Genomic DNA, 26,076 nt, shown 5'->3' with positions numbered 1-26,076 from the left:
GCCGCCGCGTTCCGCATGACGTTAGAGGACGAAGAGAATGGTTGAGAAGGTCCCGATGACAGCAGGTGGCTACGCTGCGCTGGAGGTCGAGCTGAAGGAACGTCAGTCGGTGCACCGTCCGCGGATCATCGAACAGATCGCCGAAGCGCGCTCCCATGGCGACCTCTCGGAAAATGCCGAGTATCACGCCGCCAAGGAAGAGCAGTCGCATAATGAAGGCCGCATCAGCGATATCGAAGACAAGCTCGCCCGCGCCGATATCATCGATATCTCGAAGCTGTCCGGCGATACCATCAAGTTCGGCGCGACCGTGACGCTGATCGATGAGGACACCGAGAAGAAGGCGGTCTGGCAGATCGTCGGCGAGCCCGAGGCCGATGCCAAGAAAGGTCGCATCTCGATTACCTCGCCACTGGCGCGTGCGCTGATCGGCAAGAGCAAAGGCGCATCGGTCGAAGTCGTCGCTCCCGGCGGGGCCAAGGCCTATGAGATCACCAAGGTCGAGTGGCGCTGATCGACAGCGCTCAACGCGAAACAAGAAAGCCGCGCATGATGCGCGGCTTTTTTTATTGTCCCCTGATTGCGGTATCCAGCCATCGCCACTCACGGAAACTTCTGGAATACTTCCACAGCTCACGTGTTTTCACACGAGAGTGACCAGCATTTTGCATTGCAGTAATGCTAGAAACGATGGTCATCACAGGGGGACTAATGACATGGACCAAGCCTTCGCTAAATTTCAGCCTGCTGCACTAAGTCTTTTCCGCTTCATCACCGGCCTGCTGTTGCTGCAGTATGGCATCGCCAAGATCTTCAAATTTCCGGTTCTGCCCTATTTCGCGAATATCCCGCCGTTGATCCAGGTCGCGGCAACGCTTGAACTCGTCGGCGGTGCGCTGCTGCTGCTCGGCCTGTTCACGCGCCCAGTTGCGTTCATCCTCGCCGGCGAAATGGCTTTCGCTTACTTCCTCGGTCACATGTTTAAAGGCGCGGATCCGGTTTTCCTGCCGCTGCTGAACGGCGGCACCGCTGCCATCCTGTTCTGCTTCTCCTGCCTCTATCTTGCGACGTCAGGCGGGGGCCCGATCAGCCTCGACGCGATACTGCGCAAGAAGAGCTGATTGAACGGTAGGATGGGTAGAGCGTCTTCGCGAAACCCATCGGTGCACACATTCAGGTGATGGGTTTCGCTTCGCTCTACCCATCCTACACAAAGAAAGGGCGCTGACTTCACGGTCAGCGCCCTTCGCTCTTAGAAAGTACTGCTAATCCGCGGCCCTCAGCTCGAGCGGCACGGCGGCTGCGTATTTCGAATTCTGCAGAACCAGAGACGTGCGGACATTGCGGACATGCGGTGCGGCTGTGAGATGGCCGACGAAATCCTGAAAGGTCGCCATGTCGGGCGCCACGCATTTCAGGATGAAGTCGATCTCGCCCGACAGCATCCAGCACTCCCGCACCAAAGGCTCCTTGCGGACGAAATCCTCGAACGCCTTGAGATCGGCATCCGCCTGGCTCGACAGGTGGACCGAGGCGAACACGGTAACGTCGAAACCGAGCAATCGGGGATCCAGCAACCCGCGGTAGCCCTGGATATAGCCAGCCTCTTCCAGCGTCCGGACCCGCCGCAGGCAGGGCGGCGGCGAGATGCCAACGCGCTTGGCGAGTTCCACATTGGTGATTCGGCCGTCGGCCTGGATTTCGCTGAGAATTTTGAGGTCGATGTCGTCTAGGCTTTTCGGCACGCGGCGCGGATCCTGGCTGGTATTCAAACAAACCGTTTGAACTCTCTTAGCGCAGGAGCCGCAACTTGCGCAATTTTATTGCGCGTGCATCGCAGAAATTAAGTGTCTCCGGGGGAAAAATTGCCGGGACGAATTGCAATTCTTGCATGGCTCGCCAGATATTCTACACTAGCAGACAAGACTTTCGACGCCGCAGCGACGTGTTCGCCGGCACATTTCGCCTCAGCAATGACCAATTTCCCTTCAGAAAGGGACTCGACCATGGCCGCCCCCATCCATGCCAAAGTCGTCATCATCGGCTCAGGCCCGGCTGGCTACACTGCCGCTATCTACGCCGCACGCGCGATGCTCGAGCCCGTCCTGATCCAGGGGATTCAGCCCGGCGGCCAGCTGACCATCACGACGGATGTCGAGAACTATCCGGGCTTCGCCGACGTCATTCAGGGTCCCTGGCTGATGGAGCAGATGGAGAAGCAGGCTCATCATGTCGGCACCAAGATCGTCACCGATCTGGTCAGTGACATGGATCTGAGCCAGCGTCCGTTTCGCCTGACCTGCGACAGCGGCGACGTCTATCTGGCCGAAACCGTGATCCTGGCCACCGGCGCACAGGCGCGCTGGCTCGGTATCCCGTCGGAAGAGAAATTCCAGGGCGGCGGCGTATCCGCCTGTGCCACCTGCGACGGATTCTTCTATCGCAACAAGGAAGTGATCGTGGTCGGCGGCGGCAACACGGCCGTCGAGGAAGCTTTGTTCCTGACCAATTTCGCCTCGCAGGTCACCATCGTGCATCGCCGCGACCATTTCCGCGCCGAGCGCATCCTGCAGGAGCGACTGTTCAAGCACCCGAAGATCAAGGTGGTCTGGGACTCGGCGCTCGACGAGATCTGCGGCACCGAAGGCCCGGCCAAGGTCACCCATGTGCGCCTGAAGAACGTCAAGACCGGCACCATCACTCAGGTGCCAGCCGACGGCGTCTTCATTGCCATCGGCCACGCGCCCGCGACCGAACTCATCAAGGGCCAGATAAAGTTGAAGCCCTCGGGCTATGTCGAAGTGGCTCCAAATTCCACCGCAACCTCGATGCCCGGCGTGTTCGCCGCCGGCGACGTGGCGGATGAAACCTATCGGCAGGCGGTCACTGCCGCCGGCATGGGCTGCATGGCCGCCCTCGAAGCCGAACGCTATCTTGCCGCGCATGCTCATGACCGCGCAGCGGCCGAATGATGATCAAACGAACCCGCGACGGATTTACAGATATGGACTGGGACAAGCTGAAGGTGTTTCACGCGGCGGCGGAAGCGGGGAGCTTCACGCATGCAGGCGAGCAACTGGGCCTGTCGCAGTCGGCAGTCTCACGACAGGTGAGCGCGCTCGAGCAGGAGCTGGCGGTCTCGCTGTTCCACCGCCACGCCCGCGGTCTGATCCTCACCGAACAGGGCGACCTGCTGTTCCGCACCGCTCATGACGTGTTCATGCAACTCCAGGCGGCCCGCGCAAAGCTGACCGACAGCCGCGAGCGGCCGAGCGGCGACCTCAAGGTGACCACAACCCCGGGCGTCGGCATCAACTGGCTGATCCCGCGCCTTGGCGAGTTCACCGCGCTTTATCCGGAAATCCGCATTTCGCTGATCGTCACCGACGAAGAACTCGACCTGTCGATGCGCGAAGCCGATGTGGCCATCCGCACCCGTAAGCCGACCCAGCCGGACCTAATCCAGCGCAAGCTGTTCGCCATGGGATTCCACGCTTATTGCTCGCCGGAATATATCAAGCATTTCGGCACCCCGCGCACCCTCGACGAACTCGACGGGCACCGCATCATCATGCTCAGCGACGCCCAGGTGTCACCGCACCTGCAAAACCGCAGCTGGCTGATCGATGCCGGGCGCAACGGCTCCGGCCCGCGCGAACCCTACTTCAAGGTCAACAATATTCTGGGCCTGATGCGCGCCTGCCAGCAGGGCTTGGGCATTGCAGCATTGCCGGACTACCTGGTCGAAGAAAACGATCGTCTGGTTCAGCTCTTCAGTGAGTCGGACTCGATTCAACTCGACACTTATTTTGTCTATCCCGAAGAGTTGAAGACGGTCGCCCGTGTGCAGGTGTTCCGCGACTTCATCGTCAGCAAGGCGCAGCGCTGGCCGTCCTAACCCGCAATATTTCAGGGCAGATATGCCCACGCTTCCCAGCATGTCAGACATGCCAAGTGATGCGTTGCTGCATGCCACCTTCAGGGATCATACTTCTCAGACGCTGAGATTTTGCGCTGCGCATTTGTCCCCCTCCTCCAGTGGTGCGAAGTCTCAGTAATCCCTCTTGGAAGGTGATTGTGTCGGCCTCTCGAGGCCAATACCTCAGAGCCGGACTCGTTTGAGTCCGGCTTTTTTTTGCGCCCGCGAACTGTCAGTCCAGCTTCACTTTCGCCAGCCGGAGCGCATTCCCGATCACGCTCACCGAGGACAGCGCCATCGCTGCAGCGCCGAGCATCGGCGACAGCAGGATGCCGAAGATCGGATACAGCACACCGGCCGCAATCGGCACGCCGGCCGCATTGTAGATGAAGGCGAAAATCAGATTCTGACGGATATTGCTCATCACAGCCTTTGATAGTTCGCGCGCGCGCACCAGCCCCATCAGATCGCCGGTCAGCAACGTCACGCCAGCACTCTCGATCGCGACATCGGTGCCGGTCCCCATGGCGATGCCGACATCCGCAGCAGCCAGCGCAGGTGCATCGTTGACGCCATCGCCAACCATGGCGACCCGGCGGCCTTCGCCGCGCAGACGTGTGACCACGTCACTCTTGCGCTCCGGCAACACACCCGCCTCGACCTCATCGATACCCAGTGTCTTTGCCACGGCTTTAGCCGTCGTCGCATTGTCGCCGGTGAGCATGACGATCCGCAGGCCGTCGGCGCGCAGCTTCTTCAAGGTGTCCTGCGCCGATGGCTTTACGGGATCGGCAATCGCCATCGCACCGGCGACGCTGCCATCAATAGCAACGAAGATGGCAGTCGCACCGTTCTGCCGCGCCAGTTCGGCGACGCCGTCGGAGCGCGTTGTGTCCACTTTCAATTCGTTCATCAGCATCGCATTGCCCAGCGCAACGCGTTTGCCATTGACCACACCCGACGCGCCTTTGCCGGACGGCGAGGCGAAGTCACTGGCATCGCTCAGCACCACATTGCGTTGCTTTGCTTCATTGACGATGGCTTGCGCCAACGGATGCTCGCTGGAGCGTTCGATACTTGCAGCAAGTTGCAGAATGTCGCTTTCGTTGAACCCTTCCGCCGGCGTGATGCTCACCAGTTTCGGCTTGCCTTCCGTGAGCGTACCGGTCTTGTCGATCACAATGGTGTCGATGCTTTCCAGGCGCTCCAGCGCCTGCGCGTCACGCACCAGAATGCCGGCATGGGCGCCGCGACCGACGCCGACCATGATCGACATGGGCGTGGCGAGACCGAGCGCACAGGGGCACGCGATGATCAGCACGGTGACCGCAGCAACAAGCGCAAACGAAAACCGCGGCTCCGGCCCGAATGTCGCCCAGGCGATGAATGCAATCACCGCTGCAGCCAGCACGGCCGGCACGAACCAGCCGGCGACACGATCCGCGAGACGCTGGATCGGCGCACGCGAGCGCTGAGCCTTCGCGACCATGTCGACAATGCGCGACAACATCGTATCGCGGCCGATCTTGTCGGCCCGCAGTACGAGGCCGCCGCTCTGGTTGACTGTGCCGCCGATGACGCGCGCGCCTTCGGCCTTGCTCACCGGCATGGACTCGCCGGTCACCATGGATTCATCCACCGACGAACGCCCCTCGGTAACGACGCCGTCGACCGGAATTTTCTCGCCCGGCCGCACCCGCAACAAATCGCCGATGGCGATGGTATCGAGGGCGACGTCCTCATCACCGTCCTTGCCGATGCGCCGCGCGGTCTTCGGTGCAAGACCGAGCAGCGCGCGGATCGCACCTGATGTCTGATTGCGCGCACGCAGCTCAAGCACTTGTCCGAGCAGCACGAGCACGGTGATGACAGCAGCGGCTTCGAAATAGACCGCCACTGCACCGTGATGGTCACGGAACGTGTCGGGAAACAGACCGGGCGCGAAGGTGGCCACGACGCTGTAGATCCACGCCACACCGGTGCCCATGGCGATCAGCGTGAACATGTTGAGATTGCGCGTTACCACCGAGCGCCATCCACGTTCGAAGAACGGTGCGCCGGCCCACAGCACCACGGGTGTCGCCAGCACGAGTGAGATCCAATTCGATGTGGTCTGCGATACCAGTTGCATCAGGCCGAGATGCGCACCCATCTCCAGCACGAACACCGGCAATGTCAGTGCCAGCGCGATCCAGAAGCGCCGGGTCATGTCGATCAGTTCGGGATCGGGCTTGTCGTCGAGCGAGACCTGCTCCGGCTCCAGCGCCATGCCGCAGATCGGACAGCTGCCCGGCCCTTCCTGGCGAATTTCCGGATGCATCGGGCAAGTATAGATGGTGCCGGCCGGCGCCGGCGGCGCGGGCTCCTTCGGCTTCAGGAAACTCTCGGGATCCGCATTGAACCGCTCGCGGCAGCGCGCACCACAGAAGAAATATTCGTGGCCCTGATAGATCAGACGGTTCTTGGCAGTCGCGGGATCGACGGTCATGCCGCAGACCGGATCGAGCACTTTGGCCGGCGCAGCCTCGTCGTGATGGTGACCATGCGAACAGCACGCGCCATGCGTGTGACCGGCGTGGGCATCGTGCCCCGTATGCGTATGAGTCGTCTCTGCCACCGTGACCTCGCCTCTTGCAACATATACCCTATGGGGGTATATGGACCTCATGCGCAGCGAGATCAAGACGTCCTGTTTAAAACGCCTCAAACGGATCGAAGGCCAGGTCCGCGGCTTGGCCGGCATGGTCGAGGCCGACCGCTATTGCATCGATGTGGTTACGCAGATCGCCGCGGCCCGCGCAGCGTTGCGACGCGTCGAGGAAGAGATCCTGCGCGACCATGTCGCTCATTGCGTTGAGCACGCGATCTCGTCAGGCGACAAGGCCGATCAACGCCGCAAGATTGCCGAGTTGATGGACGTGGTCAGCCGCGTCGACCGGTGACGCGAATGCGACGTGCGGGCACGATGTTGGAAGACGGTTGATCAGTCGTTACGGTTTTTGCCCGGCGAGGGTGGCGCTGAAATGCGACTACACCTTTAGGTCATCAAGAGCCGGCGAATATCCGCAAAATTTACGGTTGGATAAGCATGCGCAGCGATAGCACACGGGGCGATCTAATAGCGCCGATCGCCGGTATTTACGTGTCTTTACGTACTTATATCTAACGTCCCGCGCAATTGCGGTAATCCCGCTCGCGGTATCTGTACATGCTTACGATCTATAACTGCATCGCCAATGCCCATGATTTCAGGCTCGTCGGACTTGCGGCCATCATCTGCGCGATCGCGTCCCTCGCTGCTATCAACCTGCTCCGTCATGCGCGAAGCGCCACGGGCCAGATGCGCCTCGTCTGGCTCGCGGTATCCGCGATCTCCACGGGCTTCGGCATCTGGGCCACGCATTTCGTAGCGATGCTGGCGTTCTCGCCGGGGATGCCGAGCGGCTATAATATCGTACTTACGGTCGTCTCGCTGATCGCCGCGCTGCTGCTGACCGGCGCCGGCCTCGCCGTATCGTTGATCCCGAATTTTCGTGCCGGCCTCTGGATCGGCGGCGCCGTCGTCGCGGGCGGCATCGCGGCGATGCATTACACCGGCATGGCCGCCTTCGAACTTCAGGCGCGCATCAACTGGGATACGACGCTCGTCATCGTCTCGATCGTATTGGGAGCCGTGCTCGGCGCGATCGCGCTTCCGGTAGGGTTGCATGGCACCACCCTGCGCTGGAAGATCAGCGGCGCGCTGCTGCTGACGCTCGCGATCTGCAGTCACCATTTCACGGCGATGAGCGCGGTCACGATCACCCCGGATCCGACCATCGCCGTCTCGCCGCTGACCATCCCCGCCGGATGGCTCGCACTTGGCGTCTCATTGATCAGCTTCGCCATCATTGGCCTGGCGCTGGCTGGCATCGTGCTGGATATCCGTGATCACCGCCGCTCCGATCTCGAAGCCGACCGCATGCGCGGACTCGCCAATGCTGCCGTCGAAGGCCTGCTGGTGTGCGACGGCGACACGATCGTCACGGTCAACACGTCCTTCGCCGCGCTGGCGGGATCGTCCGCTGAATTGCTGATTGGCGGGCGTCTGCAAGACTGCTTCCCCGATAGCGATACGCGAACGCAGATCATTAGCCAGCCTGACAAATCGGTGGAAGCGAGCCTGCGGCAGCGCGACGGCCAGACGATTCCGGTTGAATTGATCCTGCGTGGAATCGACTTTGCGGGGAAGCCACATCAGGTCATCGCCGTACGCGACCTCCGCGAACGCAAGCAGGCCGAGCAGCACATCCGCTATCTCGCCCACTACGACTCCCTGACCGGACTGCCTAATCGCGGCACGTTCCATGATCGAATCGATCAGGAGATTGCGACACTATCCAAGGACCGCCCGCTCGCCGTACTCGCTTTGGATCTCGATCAGTTCAAACAGGTTAATGACCTGTTCGGCCACGCCGCCGGCGACAAGGTCCTCAAGAGCGTAACGGCGCGCATCACCGCCCTGCTTGGCGAAGGCGAGATGATGGCGCGTCTTGGCGGCGACGAGTTCGCCATTCTCTTGCCGAACCTGACTTCGCCCGCAGCTGCGAGTCAGTTCGCCGACAGGATACTGGAAGCATTCCGAAGCAAGGATGCCACCTTCGAACTCGGCAGCGTCACCGCCAGTGTCGGCATCGCACTCTGCCCCGACGACTCCAGTGATCGCGACACGTTGCTGGCTTGCGCCGACACCGCGCTCTACCGCGCCAAATCCGAAGGTCGCGCGACCTGGCGCTTCTTCGAACCTGCAATGGGGGAAGCCGTGCGCGACCGCCGGCTGCTCGAACACGATCTGCGCAACGCCATCGATGCCAATCAGCTGAAAGTGGTCTATCAGCCCCAGGGCACCATGGAGTCGGGCCGCGTGATCGGCTTCGAGGCACTGCTGCGCTGGAACCATCCCATCCGCGGCAATATTCGCCCCGACATCTTCATTCCGATTGCGGAAGACACCGGTGCCATTCTCGGCATCGGCGAATGGGTGCTGCGCGCCGCCTGCCGTGAAGCGGCGACGTGGAAGCATCCGTTGACCATCGCGGTCAATGTCTCGGCGGTTCAGATCCACCACGATAGCTTTGTCGCAACCGTCCATGAGGTCTTGCTGGAAACTGGCCTGCCCCCGCATCGGCTCGAACTGGAGATCACCGAGACTGCGCTGATCCGCGACTTCGATCGCGCATTGTTGACACTTCGCCGGATCAAGGCGCTCGGCGTTCACATCGCCATGGATGACTTCGGCACCGGCTACTCGTCGCTGTCGAACCTGCGCGCATTCCCTTTCGACAAGATCAAGATCGACGGATCATTCATCAGGTCGGTGAACACCAACAGCCAGGCAGCAGCAATCGTGCGCGCCGTCCTCGGCCTCGGCCGCGGGCTTGGGCTACCGGTGCTCGCCGAAGGCGTGGAAACCGAAGCGGAATTCGCATTCCTGCGCGACGAGAAATGCGACGAGGCGCAGGGCTATCTGCTCGGCCGTCCGGCTGACATAGACAACTTCCGTGAAGTCACCCAAGGGGTGACTTCACCCGCCGGAGATATCGCCATTTCAGCATAGGCGTGAACACCCCACCGTCGCGGTCATACCAACGACAAAAAACGCGCGAAGGTCTCGCGCGCTTTTTCTGGGGTCAAAAGAGCAGAACGGCTATCAGGCCGCCTGCTTGTGCATCGCGCCGGTCGCCGATCCGTTGCCACGAATAGCCTTGATCGAACGTTCGATCGCCGCCCACAGCTTCCCGATCTCGCTGGCTGCGCGACCTTCTGCCTGATATTCGCGGGCGCCTTCGCCGTTGCCAAGCGCGAGCAGGAGATCTGCACGGTTGGTGATCTGACCGGACCACACCGGAGCCTTGAACTTGGCGAGCGCTTCGCGGGCGATCGTCACGATACGGCTTTCGGAATCGTCACGGCGTGCCGGCGCACCGTTGATGACAACCGCATAGGGCTTACGGGCCGAACGGCAGCTCTGGATCGTCGCCTGCACCGCATCGACGTCGAACACGCCGGGACGCGCAGGAATGATCACCATGGTTGCGTTCTTGATGGCATCGTCGACCACAGCCGATGTATTCGGCGGCGTGTCGATGAACACCCATTCAAAACCGTCACGCTTCGCGGCGGCAACCATTTCGGTCACGCTGCGATTTGCGATCTTCAGCGGCGGTTCATTTGTTCCCCGCAGCTTGTGCCACAGCGTCAACGAACCCTGCGGATCCGCGTCGATGAGCAAGCAAGGCTTCGTTGATTTATGAACTTGAGCAGCAAGATGTGCAGCCAGGGTACTCTTCCCCGAGCCGCCTTTACGCGATGCGAAAACTATGACGTTCATATGTTGGCCTCCAGATTGACCCCAGGAGGCGAAAATGAATCAGTCTGCTGATTCGTTAAAGTCATATTTACGCGTAATTCAAGGATATGTGCCTGATTTGTTTGGAATGTTGGTTTTTGAGTCACACAGTGCGGCGCAACAGGCCCGAAATGAGTCAGGTGTAGTACGCTTGTCGCCACTTTGTCGCACTCTGGTATCAAGTCAGGCGCTCAAATCTTGCTATCAGCGCCGTTGGAACGAGTTGAGTCCGGACCTTCGATAGAAATGCCCTTCGCGCGCTGACGTTCGATCCACTTTCGCTCAAGCCAACCAAGAAACTGCGCCACCGGTTTTTCCAGCGGCGGAATATCCTGCGCGATGAGGATGAGTCCGAGCGGCAGCATCCAGAGGCCGAGTACAGGAAGAATGCTGAAAATTCCGCCGATAATCAGCAAAATGCCAAGCGGGAATCGCACGAGCTTCGATGAGGGCTTGCGCAACCAACCTACAAATCGAGCCGGTCGGGGCGGAAGTTTGGTTTCGAACCAGGCCAAATGCCGATTGAGTTCGGCCTTGTAGTCGATATTGGTTTCGCTGCTCAAAATGACGCTCCTCCTGGTTTGGAGATGTTGTTTCGTGTCGTGATACCCAACGTGTCAGTTTGTCACGGGTTCACTTTTTTGCCACGATCGATGGCGTCACGGTGCAGAGACTCGGCGAGATCACGCCGTTCTGCACGCTGCCTAAACTTCCATTCACGTGAAAGCGAAGCCTGATCAGCTCGGGCGAGTCGGTTTTTTCGCCCTTCGCGACTTGACCGCGGGTTTGCGCGCGCTGACCGGCGTTGCCCGAAAGAATTGCGCGCAGCCCGGGCTCAATTGCGCCCGCTTCTGGATCATGCAGGCCGTCACGCGATCCACATCAGGAATGGCTGCACTGCAGAGCCGAAAGGCATCGCCGGTGCAGAGCTGTTGCTGATCGTCGGTATAGGCTTGCGACGGCGTCGCCAAGAACGACGCGCCGATCATGAGTGACATGGCAAGCGACCCGCTCAAAATCCCTGGACGTACCGACATTAGTCCCCCCTGGTTGCACGTTATCGTGGGAGTGTCGGAGACGATTGCCAGCTTGGCAAGGTGGACGTGACGGGGATCGGGCTTGCCTTCGCGCCGGCCCTGTAGTTTCTCCCGGACATCGCGGCGCCGTTGCCCCGTCGCGACCTCGTGCGAGAGACGGTCCAAGATGAACAGTGAGACAAAAGCGATACTCCGAACCTGCGCGGGCGGTCCACGATCATGAACTGGACCCGTATTGGCATTATCGGCTTCGTGGGACTGTGCGGCTGGACGGCATGGCCCAAAGGAAATGACGCGACGCCGCCGCGCCCACTTCTGATCAGGGCAGCATTGAAACAGGTCGATGATCCCGTCATCATCCTCGGCGACAGTATCGTCAAACGCGCAACCTTCCCCCGTGCCGTATGCGGTCGGCCCATCGTCAATGCCGGAATCGACGGATCGACGACATCGAGCGGTCTCGATGCCATGCTGACAAAAGCACTTGGCGGGAAGCAGGCCGCCATGGTCGTCGTCTCCCTCGGACTCAACGATGCTGCGGTCCCTGTGAACGCGGACTCATACAGGACCAACTATCTCGCTTTGCTCGCGACGCTAAAATCCACGGCTCCACGAATGGCCATCGCGACGGTGACACCTGTTGAAGCCGGCAAATCCGATAGCGCGCGCATCAACGACCGGGCGATCGACAGCTACAACGCGTTGCTGCCAACCATCGCGGGCGATGCTGGCGCGAGCCTTGTCACCATCCCGTCCATGCCAGCGAAATACACAACCGATGGCATTCACCTGAATGATGCCGGCTATGCCATCTGGACCAAGGCGGTTCTCGGCGGGGTCAACGAGGTCCTCTGCAAAGGCAAGTAGCAGCAACGCAGAAACCCGCATCAGGCCTCGTTGACGCCAACGCCGCGCTCATCAAGGAGCTGCTGCCCTTTCAACGTGATCCTAAATTTCGGCCCCGCTGCCGGCTTGGCTTGATCGATTACCTCGACAAGCCCTTGAGCAATCAACCCATCAAGCACGGCACGTTTTTCGGCATTGAGATCGGGCCCAGAGGCGCGCGCGATGTCGCACATCATCGCAATAGCGGTATTGCTGATATCAGCGTCGATCATGATTGCCTCCCTGTCGTTGGGAAGCCAACGGAACGATGGCAATCGAGTTCCATGACCGGCCTGGTGGAAGCACGCGGCCATTTGGGACGTCGAGTTGCTGGAGGCGGCCTGTTGGTGCCCAAGCCCTACAGCCCCGAGCAGATCGTGGGCACGCTGAATGATCTGACCGGCGCGCCGGCATTACCGGCCCGACCCAAGCAGTCAGACATTGCCGCAGCCCAAAGCAACGGCCAGGCTCGAATCGGCTAAATGATTGATTTGTATGGTACAGTTGGGTGGTCTCGAACCACCGACCTCCTGCTCCACAAACAGGCGCTCTAACCAACTGAGCTACAACTGCATCCTGACCGGCCCCAAAATCAGGGGGTCCCGAACAGGCGGGAAACTAGGTGCAACGCATCACTTTGGCAAGGCCGCGATGATGATTTTTGGCGCAAACAAAAGCCCGGGCTTGCGGCCCGGGCTTTCGATTATTTGGCGGTGCGATCGGCTCAGGCGGCCGGCTGGAACAGCTTCGAAGCGCCGGTCTTGATCGGTTCGGCGGTCTCGGTGGCGATCTTCTGGCCGAGTTCGGCGAGCTGCTTGGTCTGACCGGTGAAGGTTTCAACCTGGCTGCGCGCAAAAGCGGTCCACAGCTCCATCGCCTGCGACGGCGACTTCACGCCGATCAGCGACTGGGCGAAGTCGAAACCCGCATTGGTGTTGGTCTTGGCAATGTCGAGCAGCTTGGCCGAATATTCGGCAGCGCCCTTGGTGGCCGTGCCGAACACAGCTTCAACCGTGCTGTTATGGGTCTCGGCAGCGTCCTTGAACTTGGCATAACCCTCGCGCGCCTGCGAGACGCCCTTTTCGGCGAATGCGCGGACCTGCTCCGGCACCTGGAACGGGATAACGGAAGATGAGAACGGATCGGTCGATTCGGCCATAGCGTGCATCCTTCGTGGTGGGGGGTGAAATCAATAAACCCGTGGAGGCTGCGGAAGGCACCGGTGCCTTTCATCAGCTGGCGGGAAACAGAGCGGCATCGCCATCGGCGATGCGTCATTGTGGTTACCGCAATATCATGTCGGAATTGTGCGGCGCAACAGAATATTGCACCGCAGAATCGCATGAGACCCGGATCGAATGCGCGCCCACGTCATGGAACTCGCTAAACATCAATCGCCGATTGCATAGCGGAGAGCGCAGGGAGCCGGTCAGCTCTTGGGCTTGGCGGCGTCCATGGCAGCGCGGCTCATGATCTGGCCCATTTCGCTGGCCTGCTCTGCCAGCGACTTCATCTGCGACTGCACGTATTCGCTGTGGAGCCGCATGACGTCGCCGAGATCCTTGGCGTGCAGCAACTGCTGGGCATAATCCAGCGACGCGGCGACGTTCTTCTCGGCATAGGCGATGGCCTTGGTGCTGACATCCTTGGCGCCGGCGCGCACGGTCTCACCGCGGTTTTCGATCGACGACGCCGTGCTCTGGGCGCTGGCCAGAAACTTCTCGAATGCCTGCTTGGCCTGGTCGAAGCTGGCTTCGGCCATTGCGCGCATTTCCTTCGGAATTTCGAATTGGTCGGTCATGTCCCGCTCCATTTTGCATTGACGAAGCCGTCCACGGCCCCGTCTCCCGTGTCGCCCACTGCAATCTAGCCGAGCTTGGCATCGCCGATGTGACGCGGCGTCCCGTCCTCGTCCGATCCCATCGTGGACCTTTGTTTTTGTTTTGCAACTGCCAACGCATGGCCCAGCCCCTCCGTTCGGCAGAATGCCGAACCCTCGGAGCGGATTAACGTTATTGCTGCTTTGGCCTGCTGGAATGGGCGGGGGACGTGGACCTGCGCGTCCGCGCGGGCGATACTAACGAATTATTAAGGATGTCATCGTTTGGCCCGCAATCTGTGACGCGGATACCGGACGGGCGCCCAACGAGTCAGTCATGAAGTGCCGATGAACAATGCGGATTTTCAGTTGCGGGGCGTTGGCGATGCACGGCTGGCCGTACATGCCACCAGCAACCAGCCGGTCTGGCTGTGGTCGCGCGACGGCACCCGCGTGCTGTGGGCCAATCCGGTCGGCGCGCGACTGTTCGGCGCCCGTAATGCAGCGGACCTGTTTGCCAGGACTTTCGGCCCCGCCGATACCCATCGCCGCCAGATAGCCCAGCTCGGCTCACGGCTGCCGGCCAGTGGCGCAATGCGGCTGGAGCGCCTGCGCGGCTTCGGCGCGGCGCTGGGCAGCTTGATGACCTGCGCCTGTTCGCAACTTGAATTTCCCGATGGCGGCAGCGGCATTCTCGTTGTCGCAGCGGAACCGCTCGGTGGCCGCGGCATGCCGCTGGTCGAACGGCTGCAAAATCTCGTCGAGGGGATCGACACTCCAATCGCCGCCTTTGCACGCGACGGCCTGTTCGTCGGCGCCAACGAAATGGCTCGGGCGCTGCTTGGTTTTCGCAATCTCTCCGATGCCGGCCTCGATCATGCGCGCGACGGCGCGCTAAAGGACGGCCGCATCGAAACGCCTATCGGCTTTGGCCGCATGGTACTGCAGCGCGTGGGCAGTGGCGCCGATGTCGGACTGGTGGCGCTGATCGCGCCGGGCGCTGTGCATCCGGCGCCGAGCGAAGAAGAACTCGAGGCTCCGGCAGAGCCGGAAGGCAGCGTTGAACCACAGAGCGCCCTTGCAGAGCCGAGCGACCTCTTCGTCGAATTCGACCAAGCCCCCGGGGCAAAAGACCCGAGCGAAAACGCCATCGACATCGACGCTCCGATCGAGCCGGAAAAAACCGAGATCGATCGCGACGTACATCTCGAAGAGGTGATCGCCGAAACCATCGCACATGCCGACGCACCGACTGAGACTGATGCGCAGTCGCCCGCCGTCGAAGCCGTTGCCGACCAACCTGCGTCCGTTGCGCTGCCAGAGATCGAGCCGCGCACGACGCCGCTCCGTTTCGTATGGCAGATCGATGCGGAGAAGCGCTTCACACTGAACTCTGACGAGTTCATCCACCTGATCGGCCCGCGCACAGCGGCAGGCTTTGGCCACAAGTGGAACGATCTCACAGTCGAATTCAACCTCGATCCCGACAGCCACGTCGTCAAGGCGATGGCCACGCAGCAGACATGGAGTGGCATCACGCTGCTCTGGCCGGTGGATGGCGGTGGCCGCCTGCCTGTCGAACTCTCTGGCCTGCCGCTGTTCGATCGCGAGCGCAATTTCACCGGCTATCGCGGTTTCGGTGTTTGCCGCGACCTCGATGGAATGACCCGGCTCGCCGAGCAACGTCGACATGATCACATCGGCGATCCACCGCCCCGACCATTATCCGCCGATGTCGCGCAGGCCGGCCCTGTCGGCGACAGTCTCGATGAACCGATCGCCCTCACCACCAACCCGATACCAGAACAGACACCACCGCCAACCACACCGGACAGCACCGTGCAACCACCCGAGAACGTCGTGCCATTTCGACCAGGCGATCCCAGATCGCCGGCACTGACGCCTGTCGAGAACAGCGCCTTCAACGAACTTGCGCGGCAATTGTCGGCGCGGCTTGAGTCGGAAACGGGACTGATCACGAGCACGAACACACCCGAAGCGGACAGCGAGACGGACGATGCACCGACGGCTGCTCAGACCTTGTCTCAGCCAACTGAAGCGGCGTCACAGGCTGCCTGGCTGACAACGCCACCGGCTGCACCGCGCGGCGAGATGATGCGCGACAAGGTGCTGCTTGACCTGATGCCGGTCGGCGTCCTGATCTATCGCCTCGATCGCCTGCTATTCGCCAATCCCGCCTTCCTCGCCCGGATGAACTATCCAAGCCTGAACGCACTGGAAGAAGCAGGTGGCCTCGATGCGCTCTATGTCGGAGCTGATGTTTCGTCTGCGGCCAGTACCTCGGATGACGGCACCGCCGTCACGATTTCGGGCGGTGACCAGTCCGGCAACACAGTGCCTGCCGAAGCGCGCCTGTACACGATTTCATGGGACAACGAACCGGCGCATGTGCTGATTTTCTCTCCGCCCAAGGCAGAGCCTGTCGCCGCCCCTGTTACGATCGCTGCGCCCGTTGCGGACGCGCCATTGCCCGCGGGCCATATCGATGCCGAAGATCTGGCCACGATCCTCGATACCACGGCCGAAGGCGTCATCATGTTCGACGCCGAAGGCAATATCAATTCCTGCAACCGCAGCGCCGAGGCGCTGTTCGGCTATAGCGGCGAATTACTGACGCAGCGGAATCTGACCGACCTGTTTGCTGCAGAAAGCCGCCGCGTGGTGCAGGACTATCTCGCAAGCGTCAAGGAATCCGGCGTGGCCAGCCTGATGGATCATGGCCGTGAGGCCCTGGGCCAGGTGCGCGCCGGCGGCCTCGTGTCGCTGTCGATGACCATCGGCCGCACGCGCACGGAGGGACCGAACTTCTTTGCCGTGTTCCGCGACCTGACGCAGACGAAGAAGACCGAAACCGAACTGCTGAATGCGCGCCGCCAGGCCGATCGTGCGGCAACGGCCAAGGCGGATGTGCTGGCGCGGATCAGCCACGAGGTCCGTACGCCGCTGAATGCCATCATCGGCTTCGCGGAAGTGATGGTCGACCAGCGCTTCGGCCCACTCGGCAACGAGCGCTATGTCGAATACATGAAAGACATTCGGGCCTCGGGTGAACGCGTCATCGCGATCGTCAACGATCTGCTCGATCTGTCACGCATCGAGACCGGCAAGATCGACCTCGCTTTCACCACGCAGAACCTCAACGAGATGGTGGAGCAATGCGTCGCGGTGATGCAGCCGCAGGCCAATCGCGGCCGCATCATCATCCGTACCTCGCTGGCGCATCTGCTGCCGACGGTCGTTGCCGACGCCCGTGCGCTGCGGCAGATCACGCTGAATCTGATCGGCAATTCGATCCACCTCGCCAATGCCGGCGGTCAGGTGATCGTCTCAACCGCATTGTCGGACTTCGGTGAGATCGTGCTGCGCGTCCGCGACACCGGTCACGGCCTCAACGACAACGAACTCGCTGCCGCGATGGAGCCGTTCCGGAGTTCAACGCCGGCTGATTCTTCGGAGAGCTCGGGTGTCAGCCTGTCGCTGACCAAAGCCCTCGTCGAAGCCAACAACGCGCGCTTCCAGATCAAGACCGCGCCAAGCTCGGGCACGCTGATCGAGGTGGCATTTTCGAATGCGGCGATGAAGGCCTGAGTGGCCGTCTCCGATTTAGCGACTGAGCGCCATCGCCGCGTCGGAACGGCGCGGCTTCCGATAACCGATCAGCAGCGGGCCGAATGAGACGGCGAAGCCGATAAAGGCCGCGACCCACGTCAATGCTGCAACATGGAGCAGTGGCGGACTGTAAGCCGGCGCGATCACGGCGCCGATCCGCGCCAGTGCCGCCACGATGACGGCGGCATAGATCATCAGCGTCGTACGTGAGGCATGCAGTGCCTGGCCGGTATGACCGAGTGTTGCCCGGCTCATGACAGCCAGCGTCATGACGCCGGCCGCACCTGCCATCCATGCATGCAGGCCGGCGCTGGGCGCGACCCATCCTGCTGCCGCTGCGGCATTCAGCAGAAAACCCAGCGGCACGAAAGCGTAACCAATATGCAGGATCAGCAGCAGTCCCTCGCGCGAGGTGCGATCGCCGGCCCAGCGCGCAAGACGCATGATGTGCAGCAAGCCGACCAGTGCGAGAGCCACTCCCGTTAATGCGCCAAAGGGGCGCGCGATCCACAGCAGCAGCGCGGCGGCGCTGATGGCAATGACAATCATATCGAAACGCGCGAACGGCACTGGAAGCCGACCGGGATTCTCGCGCACCAGCCAGTTGCGGGTGAAGCTCGGAACGATCCGCCCGCCGATCAGCGAGATCAGCAACACCACGACCGCGACGCCGATCCGGATGCTGACGTCTGCGGCGCCAGCAAGATGAGCTTCGACATGAAAGGCGATGTTACCGACCAGCAGGAAGGCGACGATGCCGACCACCGGCAGATTGCGCCAGTTGCGGCCCGCGGCGATCTCGCGGGTTGCAGCGGCGGCGACCAGCGTCAGGAAGCTCACATCGACCAGCATCGCCACGAGCCAGCCGGTATAGGCCGAAAACGTCAGGCAAATCCGTCCCGCGATCCAGAGGACGACCAGCCCGAGCAACGGCAAACCACGGATCGGCAGCCGCCCCGTCCAATTCGGAATCGCCGTGAACAAGAAGCCGGTGACAACGGCCGACATGAAGCCGAACAGCATCTCGTGAATGTGCCAGTCGCGCGGCGCAAAGCCGCTGGCCAGCGCCAGCCGGCCATGGAAGGCCGGCATCCAGATCAGAATGGCCAGACCGGCATAACACGCACCGAGCAGGAAAAAGGGGCGGAAGCCGGCCGAGAGCAACGGCCAATCGGCGATGGAGCGAACACGAAGAAGCGTCATCGTTACTCTCCCGTTTGGGGCGTGTTACTTCGCAGCGACTTTCTCGAACAGCGTCGCGAACATTGTCTTGGCCTTGCCGGGATGGGTCACTGCCTTGGCTTCGGCCGCATTGGTTGGCGCACCGACCACCACCAGTCCCACCATGCCCATGCCGTAATGTGGCGCGCATTTCACGCCGTAGACGCCGGGCTTGTCGAAGGTCACCACGAGGTCCTGGCTCATCTTGCCAACGAAGGGCGTCGCGTCGGCGGGTAGCATGCCTTTAACCGATTCAACGCTGTGCGCCTTGTCGGTCGACACGAATTTCACGGTATCGCCGGGCTGCACATTGACCAGTGCGGGCTCGAACACCATTGCGGTCCCGTCGGCGCCCTTGTTGAGCATTTTGACCTCGACTTCCGCAGCGCCAGCGGCGCCTGTCAGAGCGAAAAGGACGGTGGCGGTTGCAAGCATAAGAGCCTTGCGCATCATATTTCTCCGTAAACTCCGGTCATTTCAGCCGGATGCGCCAAATTAGGCGCATGGCCGGGCAGCGACATTGCGCCAGCGCAAACTTCCGCTTGATCGGGGCCGGCATTCACGGTCTAGAAGTGGCCGGAACGGGAATTTGACGGAGAACGCATGTCGGCAGTCGACAGCTCCATGGTCGCGCATCTGCCGCTGTTCGAGAGTCTCGACACCGCAGCCTGCGAGGCGATCCTGCGCGAGGCGCATTCGATCCGCGTCCCGAAGAACAAGGTGATTTTCGAGCAGGGCGAGGACGTCCATTCGTTCTATCTGCTGCTCCATGGCCATATCCGCGCGACCAAGATGACGCCCGCCGGCGAACAGGTGATTGTGCGCTATGTCGCGACCGGTGAGATCTTCGGGATCGGTCAGGCGATGGGGCTTACGACTTATCCGGCGACGGCAACGGCGGTGGATGACAGCGTGGTTCTGGTGTGGCCTACCACGATCTGGACGCGGCTGGTTGCCGACTATCCTGCTCTCGCCGCCAATACGCTCAAGACCGTCGGTAGCCGGTTGCAGGAAGCGCATACGCGCGTGGTCGAGATGTCGACCCAGCAGGTCGAGCAGCGCGTTGCTCACGCCCTGCTGCGACTGGTGAACCAATCAGGCCGCAAGACCGCGCAAGGCATCGAGATCGATTTCCAGTTGAGCCGTCAGGATATCGCTGAAATGACCGGCGCCACGGTCTTCACCGTGAGCCGCACGCTCAGCACCTGGGAACAGCGCGGGCTGATCGAAAGCAGCCGGCAGCGCATCGTGCTGCGCGAACCCGAGACATTGCGTGCGCTCGCTGATGCCGTTCCAGGTGATGACGCATAGCGTGGTTACGCGGCTTCGAACTGCCTGACTTCGTTCGGCACTTCTCCGAGTGGGATCGAGACGGCAGCCCTGACGCCCTGAGCATCGTCGCGGTTTGCGATATCGAGGCTGAAGCCGTTACGATCCGCCGCCGTCCGGGCAATCGCCAGTCCGAGCCCCGTGCCATCGATATCCATCGGCGCCGCACGGAAGAAGCGGTCGTAGAGATACGGCACGGCGGATTCCGGTATTCCGCATCCGCTGTCGATCACCTCGATGACGAGATCCGTGCCTCGGCGGTCAGCCTTAATGCTGACCGCGCCGCCGGCGCGCGTGTAACGCACCGCATTGTCGAGCAGGTTCGAGACGATCAGCCGGAGATCGGCGGCACGAACATTCAATTCATCACGCGTCCCCGGCTCGATCGCGAGTGAGACGCCCTTTGCTTCGGCGATGGACACGAAACCGGACACCACCAGCCGCACGAAGGCCTCCGCATCGACAATCTCGGCTTCGCTTTCGATGCCGGCATCGGCGCGAACCATGGTCATCAACTGGTTGACCGAATAAGAGGCCCTTCGAATCCCGTCGAGCAGATCCTGCGCTATTTCACGCTCAGGCCCATTGAGCTCCCGTGCCCGCAGATTATCGATCTGGATCTGAAGCGCCGCGAGCGGAGTCCGCAATTCATGTGCCGCGTCAGACACGAAGCGACGCTGGGTCTCCAGCGCGGTCTGATGTCGCTCGATCAGCGAATTCATGGCTGTCACCAGCGGAGCGACTTCGACCGGAACGCCTTTCAGACTTAGCGCGTCCTTCGCATCGGCACTGCGCTGGCCGATATCAGCCGATAGTGTCCCAAGCCCGGACAATACGCGCTTCACGGCCCACCAGATCATCAGCCATGCGATCGGAATGGCGGCGATCAACGGCACCGCAGCGCCCGCGGCCGCATAGGCGGCAACTTCCTCACGTGCACTCCAGCGCTGCGCAACCTGGATCGCATGCGTCGCATCACGCGACCTGAACACGCGCCAGCGCTCTCCACCTGCGGTCACATCGGCATAGCCGAGTTCCGACTGAAACGGGATATCAACCGAAGGGCCTGAACGATGAATGGGCTGTTTCGACTGATCCCAGATCTGGATTACCAGCTGATCTTCCAATTCGGCATCAATCCGCGGCTCAATATCATGTCGGAACACCATACCCGCCGTAAGTGCAACCTCGTGAAGAGCGTTGTCCTGAAAGCTGTTCACCTCGTGTTTGACAAAATAATACGACGTGATGGCCGCTGCAACGCCGACGAAGATGAGCAGTCCCGTGACGTAAGTCATCACGGTCTTTCGCAACGACGTCATGCGCCCTCCTTGGTGACCATCCAGCCCGCACCGCGGACATTGCGGACAATGTCCTTGTCAAATTTCTTGCGCAGTCCGTGGATCAGCACGTCGACCGCGTTGCTCTGGACTTCCTCGCCCCAGCCGTAAATCCGGCTCTCGATCTGGCTGCGCGACAGGATTTGCCCGGGGCGTTCCATCAAAGCCTGCAGTACCGCAAATTCGCGCACCGACAGCAGATGTTTGATATCGCGGAACGTCGCCACCTGCGTCGATGGATCCAGCGTGATCTCCGCAGACGTCATGAGCGATATCACGCGACCATTGGCGCGGCGCGTGACTGCACGGATTCGCGCGAGCAGTACCGGCAATTCAAACGGTTTGACGATGTAATCGTCTGCGCCGAGATCGAGACCCGCCACCATGTCGGACACGCCGTCCCGCGCGGTGATGATAAGGGCCGGCGTCGTCATACCGGCTTTCCTTTTCGCCTTGAGCACGTCCAGACCGGACATCTTGGGAAGACCGATATCGATCAGTGCTACCGCATATTCCGACCGGTCCATCGCGGCGAAGCCATCGCGGCCATTGCGCGCCCAGTCGACACTCATGCCATTCTCGCTCAGGCCGCGCACCAGCGCCTTGCCGAACATGGCATCGTCTTCGATCAGTAGAACACGCATCATTCAATCTCGTGCCTGCGGGACATTCGGAAAGCCAGTCAGTCAGACAACATCGGAGGCATCCCGATATTCCCTTATCCCAAGTGTCGGTGACTGCGGCGCTTACGCGCATCGCAGCGCTTGTCCAGTGACCAATCGTTTGGCGCAGGCTAGCCGCCGCTCCTCGTTTAGAACGATTACAAATTATCTAGACGCCATTGGTGCGTAGATCACACACCTTGGGCATATCCCGCGAAGTTCGATTTATTCTAAACGCCATCTAATTCGCGCCTAATACTCCGAATTGCAGATGTGTCCAAGTGTTTCCGAGGAAGCACAAGGACCGCCGGCATTTGCATGAGCGGAGAATATTTCAGGGGCGTAGTAATGACTTCCAGGACTTCTATCGGGGAGCGCGGCACGGCGGCGCGCAAAGCTTTTCTGATTTCGACGAGCGCGGCGGCCATCATCGCGGCGGGATTTTGTATCGCAGAGCCGGCGATTGCACAGAATGCGAATTCCGGCGCATCGACATTGCCGCCGGTGCAGGTCGACGCTCCCAGCGCACCGCGCGTACGCCGCGCCCAGCCGCAGCGCGCCGCATCCGGCCGTGTCGCCCGTACCCGCCCCGTTGCGCCGCAGCCGGTTCGCCAGCCGCTCAGCGTCAACCCCCAGGACGCACAGTCCGGCCAGGTCGGCTACATCACCCGCAATATTTCGAGCGGCACCAAAACCAACACCGCGCTCCTCAACGTGCCACAATCGGTCACGGTGCTGACGAAGGAATTCATCCGGGATCAGGATTTCCGCAGCATCGGCGAAGCGGTTCGCTACGTGCCGGGCGTCGTGCCGCATCAGGGCGAAGGCAATCGCGACGACGTGGTCATCCGCGGCCAGCGCACCAATGCCGACTTCTTTATCGACGGAATCCGCGACGACGTGCAGTATTTCCGCGATCTCTACAACACCCAGCGCATCGAGGTCCTGAAGGGACCGAATGCCATGATCTTCGGCCGCGGCGGCGGCGGCGGCGTCATCAATCGCGTGCAGAAGGAAGCCGACGGCGTTCCGATCCGCGAAGTGACAGTTCAGGGTGGCTCGTTCGACAACAAGCGCGTCACCATCGATACCGGCGGCGCCGTAAATGAAAATGTCGCGGCGCGCATCAACGCAATGTATGAAAACTCTGGCAGCTATCGCGACTTCGTCAATCTTGAGCGCTACGGCATCAACCCGACTGTGACGATCCGCGGCGAGGACACCAAGGTCAAGCTCAGCTACGAATATCTGCATGACGATCGCACCGCGGATCGCGGTATCCCGGCGCAAGGCACGGTGCCGGCGCCCACGAACGCACGTCCGACCGTGCCATTCGCAACCAATGCCTCGACCTTCTTCGGCAATCCGGACCAGAGTTATTCGAAGCAGGACGTCCACATCGCGAACGCCGTGATCGACCACGACTTCAACAACGGTCTCTCGGTCAAGAATTCGTCGCGCTACGCCAATTACGACAAGTTCTACCAGAACGTATTCCCGACCACGACGTACTTCGTGGACTCCTCGGGCCAGGCGTCCATCTCGGCTTATAATAACCTGGCCCAGCGCGAAAATCTGTTCAATCAGACCGACTGGACTTACAAGACCAATACCGGCCCCGTGCTGCACACGATTGTCTTCGGTACCGAATTCGGACGGCAGAACACGTTCAGCCTCCGCAACACCGGCCAGTTCAACGGCAGCCCTACCCGACTTGTCTCGGCGTCCAACCCGCCGATTTTCGAGCCGTGGTCATTCCCGCACGCGGCTACCGACACCAACGCTTATGCGACGCTCGACGTCGCATCGGTCTATATTCAGGACCAGATCGAGGTCAGCCGCTACCTGCAGTTCATCGGCGGCGTTCGTTACGATCGTTTCGACCTCACCTCGCAGAACCTCAACTCGGGCGGCACTTTGGAGAGCCGTGTCGACAACCTTGTCTCGCCCCGCGCCGGCGTGATCATCAAGCCGGTTGACAATGTCTCTGTCTATGGCAGCTACAGCATTTCGTATCTGCCGAGCGCCGGCGACCAGTTTAGTTCTCTAACGCCGAGCCTCGCGGTCACCGTGCCGGAGAAATTCATCAACAATGAAGTCGGCGTGAAATGGGATATCCATCCGCGCCTGCAGGCCTCAGCCGCAATCTATGATCTCGATCGCGAAAATCAGCGTTTCATCGAGAACGGTCAAGTTAAAGCCTTCGGTAAGACCAACACCAAGGGTGCCGAACTTAGCCTGACCGGCTATGTCACCGACCAGTGGCAGGTCACCGGCGGCTACGCTTACACCGATGCGCGCATCATCGATGCCAGCTCCGCCACGATCGTCCCGGGCAACCGCGTCGGCCTGGTGCCACTCAACACCTTCACCATGTGGAACAAATATCAGTTCAACGAGATGTGGGGTGCCGGCCTTGGCGTCATCCATTACGACGACTTCTTCGCCACGTCGGATGATACTGTGAAGCTGAAGGCTTTCACGCGCGTCGATGCTGCTGTCTATTTCCGGCTCGACAAGACGTGGCGTGCCCAGCTGAATATCGAGAACCTGTTCGATACCAGCTACTACGCCACCGCCGATGCGGCCAACAACATCACGCCGGGCTCGCCGCGTGCGTTCCGGGCTTCGGTGACGGCTAACTTCTAAGATCTCTCATCTCGGGCCGCAGGTAAGCCGTTGCTTATCTGCGGCCCACCTTCGAATCTGGAATCAATCTAATCTTTTGTCACGCGACGTTCAGTCACTGACATTCGAACGCCCACTGCGCTATTCCACCTGACATTGCAGATATGCCCCTTGCCGGAGCCATTTCATGATGAAGCATCACGCCCTTGCCACTGCCGTCGTCTTCGCTGCCCTCGGTGCATCCGCGCTACAGGCGGCCGAAGAGGTCAATGTCTATACCTATCGTGAGACCAAGCTGGTGCAGCCGATCTTCGAGGCCTTCACCAAGGACACCGGCGTGAAGGTCAATGTGATCTCCGCGAGCTCGGGCCTCGAGCAACGCATGAAGGCCGAAGGCGTCAACAGCCCGGCGGACGTACTGCTCACCGTGGATATCGGCCGGATCGACGAAGCCGTGCAGGCGGGCGTGACGCAGCCGATGAAATCCGAGGTGATCGAGAAGGTCGTGCCGGCGCAATATCGTGATCCCGACGGCCACTGGGCCGGCATCTCGATGCGCGCCCGCGTGGTCTATGCGTCGAAGGATCGCGTCAAGCAGGACGCCATCACCTATGAGGAACTGGCCGATCCGAAGTGGAAGGGCAAGATCTGCATCCGCTCCGGCCAACACATCTACAATAACGGGCTGTTCGCCGCCTATGTCGCCAAGCACGGCGAAGCCAAGGCCGAAGAATGGCTGCGCGGCGTCAAGGCCAATCTGGCGCAGAAGCCCTCGGGCGGCGACCGCGAGACCGCGCGGGACGTTGCAGCCGGCAAATGCGATCTCGGTATCGGCAACACCTATTACTGGGCGCTGATGATGAATGCCGATCCCGACAAGAAGCCGTGGGCGGAAGCCACCAAGGTGATCCTGCCGACCTTCGAAGGCGGCGGCACCCATGTGAACCTGTCCGGCGTGCTGCTTGCCAAACATGCGCCGAACAAGGCCAATGCCATGAAGCTGATCGAATGGCTCGCCGGCGAGCATGCCCAGCAGGTCTATGCCGACGCCAATTACGAATATCCCGTGCGCGCCGGCATCACGATCAATCCGACCATCGCGGGCTACGGCAAGCTCAATGCCGATCCGATGCCCATCGCCAAGATTGCCGCCAACCGCAAAGCCGCGTCGACGCTGGTGGACAAGGTCGGGTTTGATAATTGAGCCCGGCTATTGCT

The 26,076-nt window shown here is 61.0% G+C and carries 24 protein-coding genes and 1 tRNA gene; 12 read left to right on the top strand and 13 right to left on the bottom strand.

Annotated elements, in window-relative coordinates; genetic code table 11:
• Positions 1 to 37 precede the first annotated feature (37 nt).
• Positions 38 to 514, top strand: a complete 477-nt coding sequence (greA, locus tag HP556_RS17150; RefSeq protein WP_068728727.1) for a transcription elongation factor GreA — start codon at positions 38 to 40, stop codon at positions 512 to 514.
• A 202-nt stretch (positions 515 to 716) separates the two neighbouring features.
• The gene (locus HP556_RS17145; RefSeq protein ID WP_093757105.1) at positions 717 to 1,121 is read left to right on the top strand and encodes a DoxX family protein; all 405 of its coding nucleotides are present in this window, start codon (positions 717 to 719) and stop codon (positions 1,119 to 1,121) included.
• Between the two features lie 144 nt (positions 1,122 to 1,265).
• Here the strand turns inward: HP556_RS17145 and HP556_RS17140 are convergent, their stop codons facing one another.
• The gene (locus tag HP556_RS17140; protein WP_068730339.1) at positions 1,266 to 1,745 is read right to left on the bottom strand and encodes an Lrp/AsnC family transcriptional regulator; all 480 of its coding nucleotides are present in this window, start codon (positions 1,743 to 1,745) and stop codon (positions 1,266 to 1,268) included.
• 261 nt (positions 1,746 to 2,006) lie between these two features.
• Here HP556_RS17140 and trxB point away from each other — a divergent pair, with 261 nt between their 5' ends.
• Together trxB and HP556_RS17130 are read left to right on the top strand one after the other, a co-directional pair.
• Positions 2,007 to 2,972 (top strand): thioredoxin-disulfide reductase, encoded by a 966-nt coding sequence (gene trxB, locus HP556_RS17135; RefSeq protein WP_175367843.1) that lies wholly within the window; start codon positions 2,007 to 2,009, stop codon positions 2,970 to 2,972.
• A 32-nt stretch (positions 2,973 to 3,004) separates the two neighbouring features.
• A complete protein-coding gene (locus HP556_RS17130; RefSeq protein ID WP_089266250.1) occupies positions 3,005 to 3,898 on the top strand; it encodes a LysR family transcriptional regulator in 894 nt (297 codons plus the stop codon).
• Between the two features lie 253 nt (positions 3,899 to 4,151).
• On the opposite strand, the gene HP556_RS17125 is transcribed toward HP556_RS17130, so the two are convergent.
• Complete coding sequence (locus HP556_RS17125; RefSeq protein WP_175367842.1) at positions 4,152 to 6,587, bottom strand: heavy metal translocating P-type ATPase; 2,436 nt, start codon at positions 6,585 to 6,587, stop codon at positions 4,152 to 4,154.
• On the opposite strand from HP556_RS17125, the gene HP556_RS17120 reads away from it, so the two are divergent.
• Positions 6,586 to 6,861 carry a metal-sensitive transcriptional regulator gene (locus HP556_RS17120; RefSeq protein ID WP_089266249.1) on the top strand — a complete coding sequence of 92 codons (276 nt, stop codon included), beginning with the start codon at positions 6,586 to 6,588 and terminating at the stop codon, positions 6,859 to 6,861. The two genes, HP556_RS17125 and HP556_RS17120, sit on opposite strands and share 2 nt — an antisense overlap.
• A 266-nt stretch (positions 6,862 to 7,127) precedes the next feature.
• Complete coding sequence (locus tag HP556_RS17115; protein WP_175367841.1) at positions 7,128 to 9,515, top strand: EAL domain-containing protein; 2,388 nt, start codon at positions 7,128 to 7,130, stop codon at positions 9,513 to 9,515.
• Between the two features lie 93 nt (positions 9,516 to 9,608).
• Here HP556_RS17115 and HP556_RS17110 read toward each other — a convergent pair whose 3' ends face one another.
• The 3 genes from HP556_RS17110 to HP556_RS17100 all read right to left on the bottom strand — a co-directional run bounded on the left by HP556_RS17110 (position 9,609) and on the right by HP556_RS17100 (position 11,296).
• Positions 9,609 to 10,289, bottom strand: coding sequence for a ParA family protein (locus HP556_RS17110; protein ID WP_068728738.1), 681 nt, complete (start codon positions 10,287 to 10,289; stop codon positions 9,609 to 9,611).
• Between the two features lie 209 nt (positions 10,290 to 10,498).
• Positions 10,499 to 10,870: a hypothetical protein gene (locus HP556_RS17105; protein WP_210269213.1), complete on the bottom strand. Its 372-nt coding sequence runs from the start codon at positions 10,868 to 10,870 to the stop codon at positions 10,499 to 10,501.
• A gap of 174 nt (positions 10,871 to 11,044) precedes the next feature.
• A complete protein-coding gene (locus HP556_RS17100) occupies positions 11,045 to 11,296 on the bottom strand; it encodes a hypothetical protein (protein WP_246297775.1) in 252 nt (83 codons plus the stop codon).
• A 267-nt stretch (positions 11,297 to 11,563) separates the two neighbouring features.
• Between HP556_RS17100 and HP556_RS17095 the strand changes: the two genes are divergently transcribed.
• Entirely contained in the window at positions 11,564 to 12,211 is a 648-nt protein-coding gene (locus tag HP556_RS17095) for an SGNH/GDSL hydrolase family protein (RefSeq protein ID WP_175367840.1), read from the top strand.
• 20 nt (positions 12,212 to 12,231) lie between these two features.
• Here the strand turns inward: HP556_RS17095 and HP556_RS17090 are convergent, their stop codons facing one another.
• Positions 12,232 to 12,462 (bottom strand): hypothetical protein, encoded by a 231-nt coding sequence (locus HP556_RS17090; RefSeq protein WP_089266247.1) that lies wholly within the window; start codon positions 12,460 to 12,462, stop codon positions 12,232 to 12,234.
• Between the two features lie 51 nt (positions 12,463 to 12,513).
• Between HP556_RS17090 and HP556_RS17085 the strand changes: the two genes are divergently transcribed.
• Positions 12,514 to 12,711: a hypothetical protein gene (locus HP556_RS17085; RefSeq protein WP_175367839.1), complete on the top strand. Its 198-nt coding sequence runs from the start codon at positions 12,514 to 12,516 to the stop codon at positions 12,709 to 12,711.
• Between the two features lie 14 nt (positions 12,712 to 12,725).
• On the opposite strand, the gene HP556_RS17080 is transcribed toward HP556_RS17085, so the two are convergent.
• The 3 genes from HP556_RS17080 to HP556_RS17070 form a co-directional block, all read right to left on the bottom strand.
• Positions 12,726 to 12,802: transfer RNA gene (locus HP556_RS17080), tRNA-His, on the bottom strand.
• Between the two features lie 151 nt (positions 12,803 to 12,953).
• On the bottom strand, positions 12,954 to 13,388 hold the full coding sequence (locus tag HP556_RS17075) for a phasin (RefSeq protein ID WP_068728746.1): 435 nt from the start codon (positions 13,386 to 13,388) through the stop codon (positions 12,954 to 12,956).
• 270 nt (positions 13,389 to 13,658) lie between these two features.
• A complete protein-coding gene (locus HP556_RS17070) occupies positions 13,659 to 14,030 on the bottom strand; it encodes a phasin (RefSeq protein ID WP_115033036.1) in 372 nt (123 codons plus the stop codon).
• 366 nt (positions 14,031 to 14,396) lie between these two features.
• Between HP556_RS17070 and HP556_RS17065 the strand changes: the two genes are divergently transcribed.
• The gene (locus HP556_RS17065; RefSeq protein ID WP_175367838.1) at positions 14,397 to 17,657 is read left to right on the top strand and encodes a PAS domain-containing protein; all 3,261 of its coding nucleotides are present in this window, start codon (positions 14,397 to 14,399) and stop codon (positions 17,655 to 17,657) included.
• Between the two features lie 15 nt (positions 17,658 to 17,672).
• On the opposite strand, the gene HP556_RS17060 is transcribed toward HP556_RS17065, so the two are convergent.
• Positions 17,673 to 18,881 carry an NnrS family protein gene (locus tag HP556_RS17060; protein WP_175367837.1) on the bottom strand — a complete coding sequence of 403 codons (1,209 nt, stop codon included), beginning with the start codon at positions 18,879 to 18,881 and terminating at the stop codon, positions 17,673 to 17,675.
• Between the two features lie 24 nt (positions 18,882 to 18,905).
• The gene (locus HP556_RS17055) at positions 18,906 to 19,349 is read right to left on the bottom strand and encodes a pseudoazurin (protein WP_175367836.1); all 444 of its coding nucleotides are present in this window, start codon (positions 19,347 to 19,349) and stop codon (positions 18,906 to 18,908) included.
• A gap of 153 nt (positions 19,350 to 19,502) precedes the next feature.
• Between HP556_RS17055 and HP556_RS17050 the strand changes: the two genes are divergently transcribed.
• The gene (locus tag HP556_RS17050; RefSeq protein ID WP_175367835.1) at positions 19,503 to 20,210 is read left to right on the top strand and encodes a Crp/Fnr family transcriptional regulator; all 708 of its coding nucleotides are present in this window, start codon (positions 19,503 to 19,505) and stop codon (positions 20,208 to 20,210) included.
• Between the two features lie 5 nt (positions 20,211 to 20,215).
• On the opposite strand, the gene HP556_RS17045 is transcribed toward HP556_RS17050, so the two are convergent.
• Both HP556_RS17045 and HP556_RS17040 read right to left on the bottom strand, forming a co-directional pair.
• A complete protein-coding gene (locus tag HP556_RS17045; protein ID WP_175367834.1) occupies positions 20,216 to 21,550 on the bottom strand; it encodes an ATP-binding protein in 1,335 nt (444 codons plus the stop codon).
• Complete coding sequence (locus HP556_RS17040) at positions 21,547 to 22,212, bottom strand: response regulator transcription factor (protein WP_175367893.1); 666 nt, start codon at positions 22,210 to 22,212, stop codon at positions 21,547 to 21,549. Before HP556_RS17040 ends, HP556_RS17045 begins: the two co-directional genes overlap by 4 nt.
• A 366-nt stretch (positions 22,213 to 22,578) precedes the next feature.
• Between HP556_RS17040 and HP556_RS17035 the strand changes: the two genes are divergently transcribed.
• Positions 22,579 to 24,879 carry a TonB-dependent receptor gene (locus HP556_RS17035; protein ID WP_175367833.1) on the top strand — a complete coding sequence of 767 codons (2,301 nt, stop codon included), beginning with the start codon at positions 22,579 to 22,581 and terminating at the stop codon, positions 24,877 to 24,879.
• 166 nt (positions 24,880 to 25,045) lie between these two features.
• Entirely contained in the window at positions 25,046 to 26,062 is a 1,017-nt protein-coding gene (locus HP556_RS17030) for a Fe(3+) ABC transporter substrate-binding protein (protein WP_175367832.1), read from the top strand.
• Positions 26,063 to 26,076: the final 14 nt, after the last annotated feature.

The sequence above is a fragment of the Tardiphaga robiniae genome, from assembly GCF_013359755.1.
Taxonomy (GTDB): Bacteria; Pseudomonadota; Alphaproteobacteria; order Rhizobiales; family Xanthobacteraceae; genus Tardiphaga; species Tardiphaga robiniae.
Note: the sequence above shows the minus strand (reverse complement) of the source record. Positions and strands in the feature narration are given on the sequence as shown.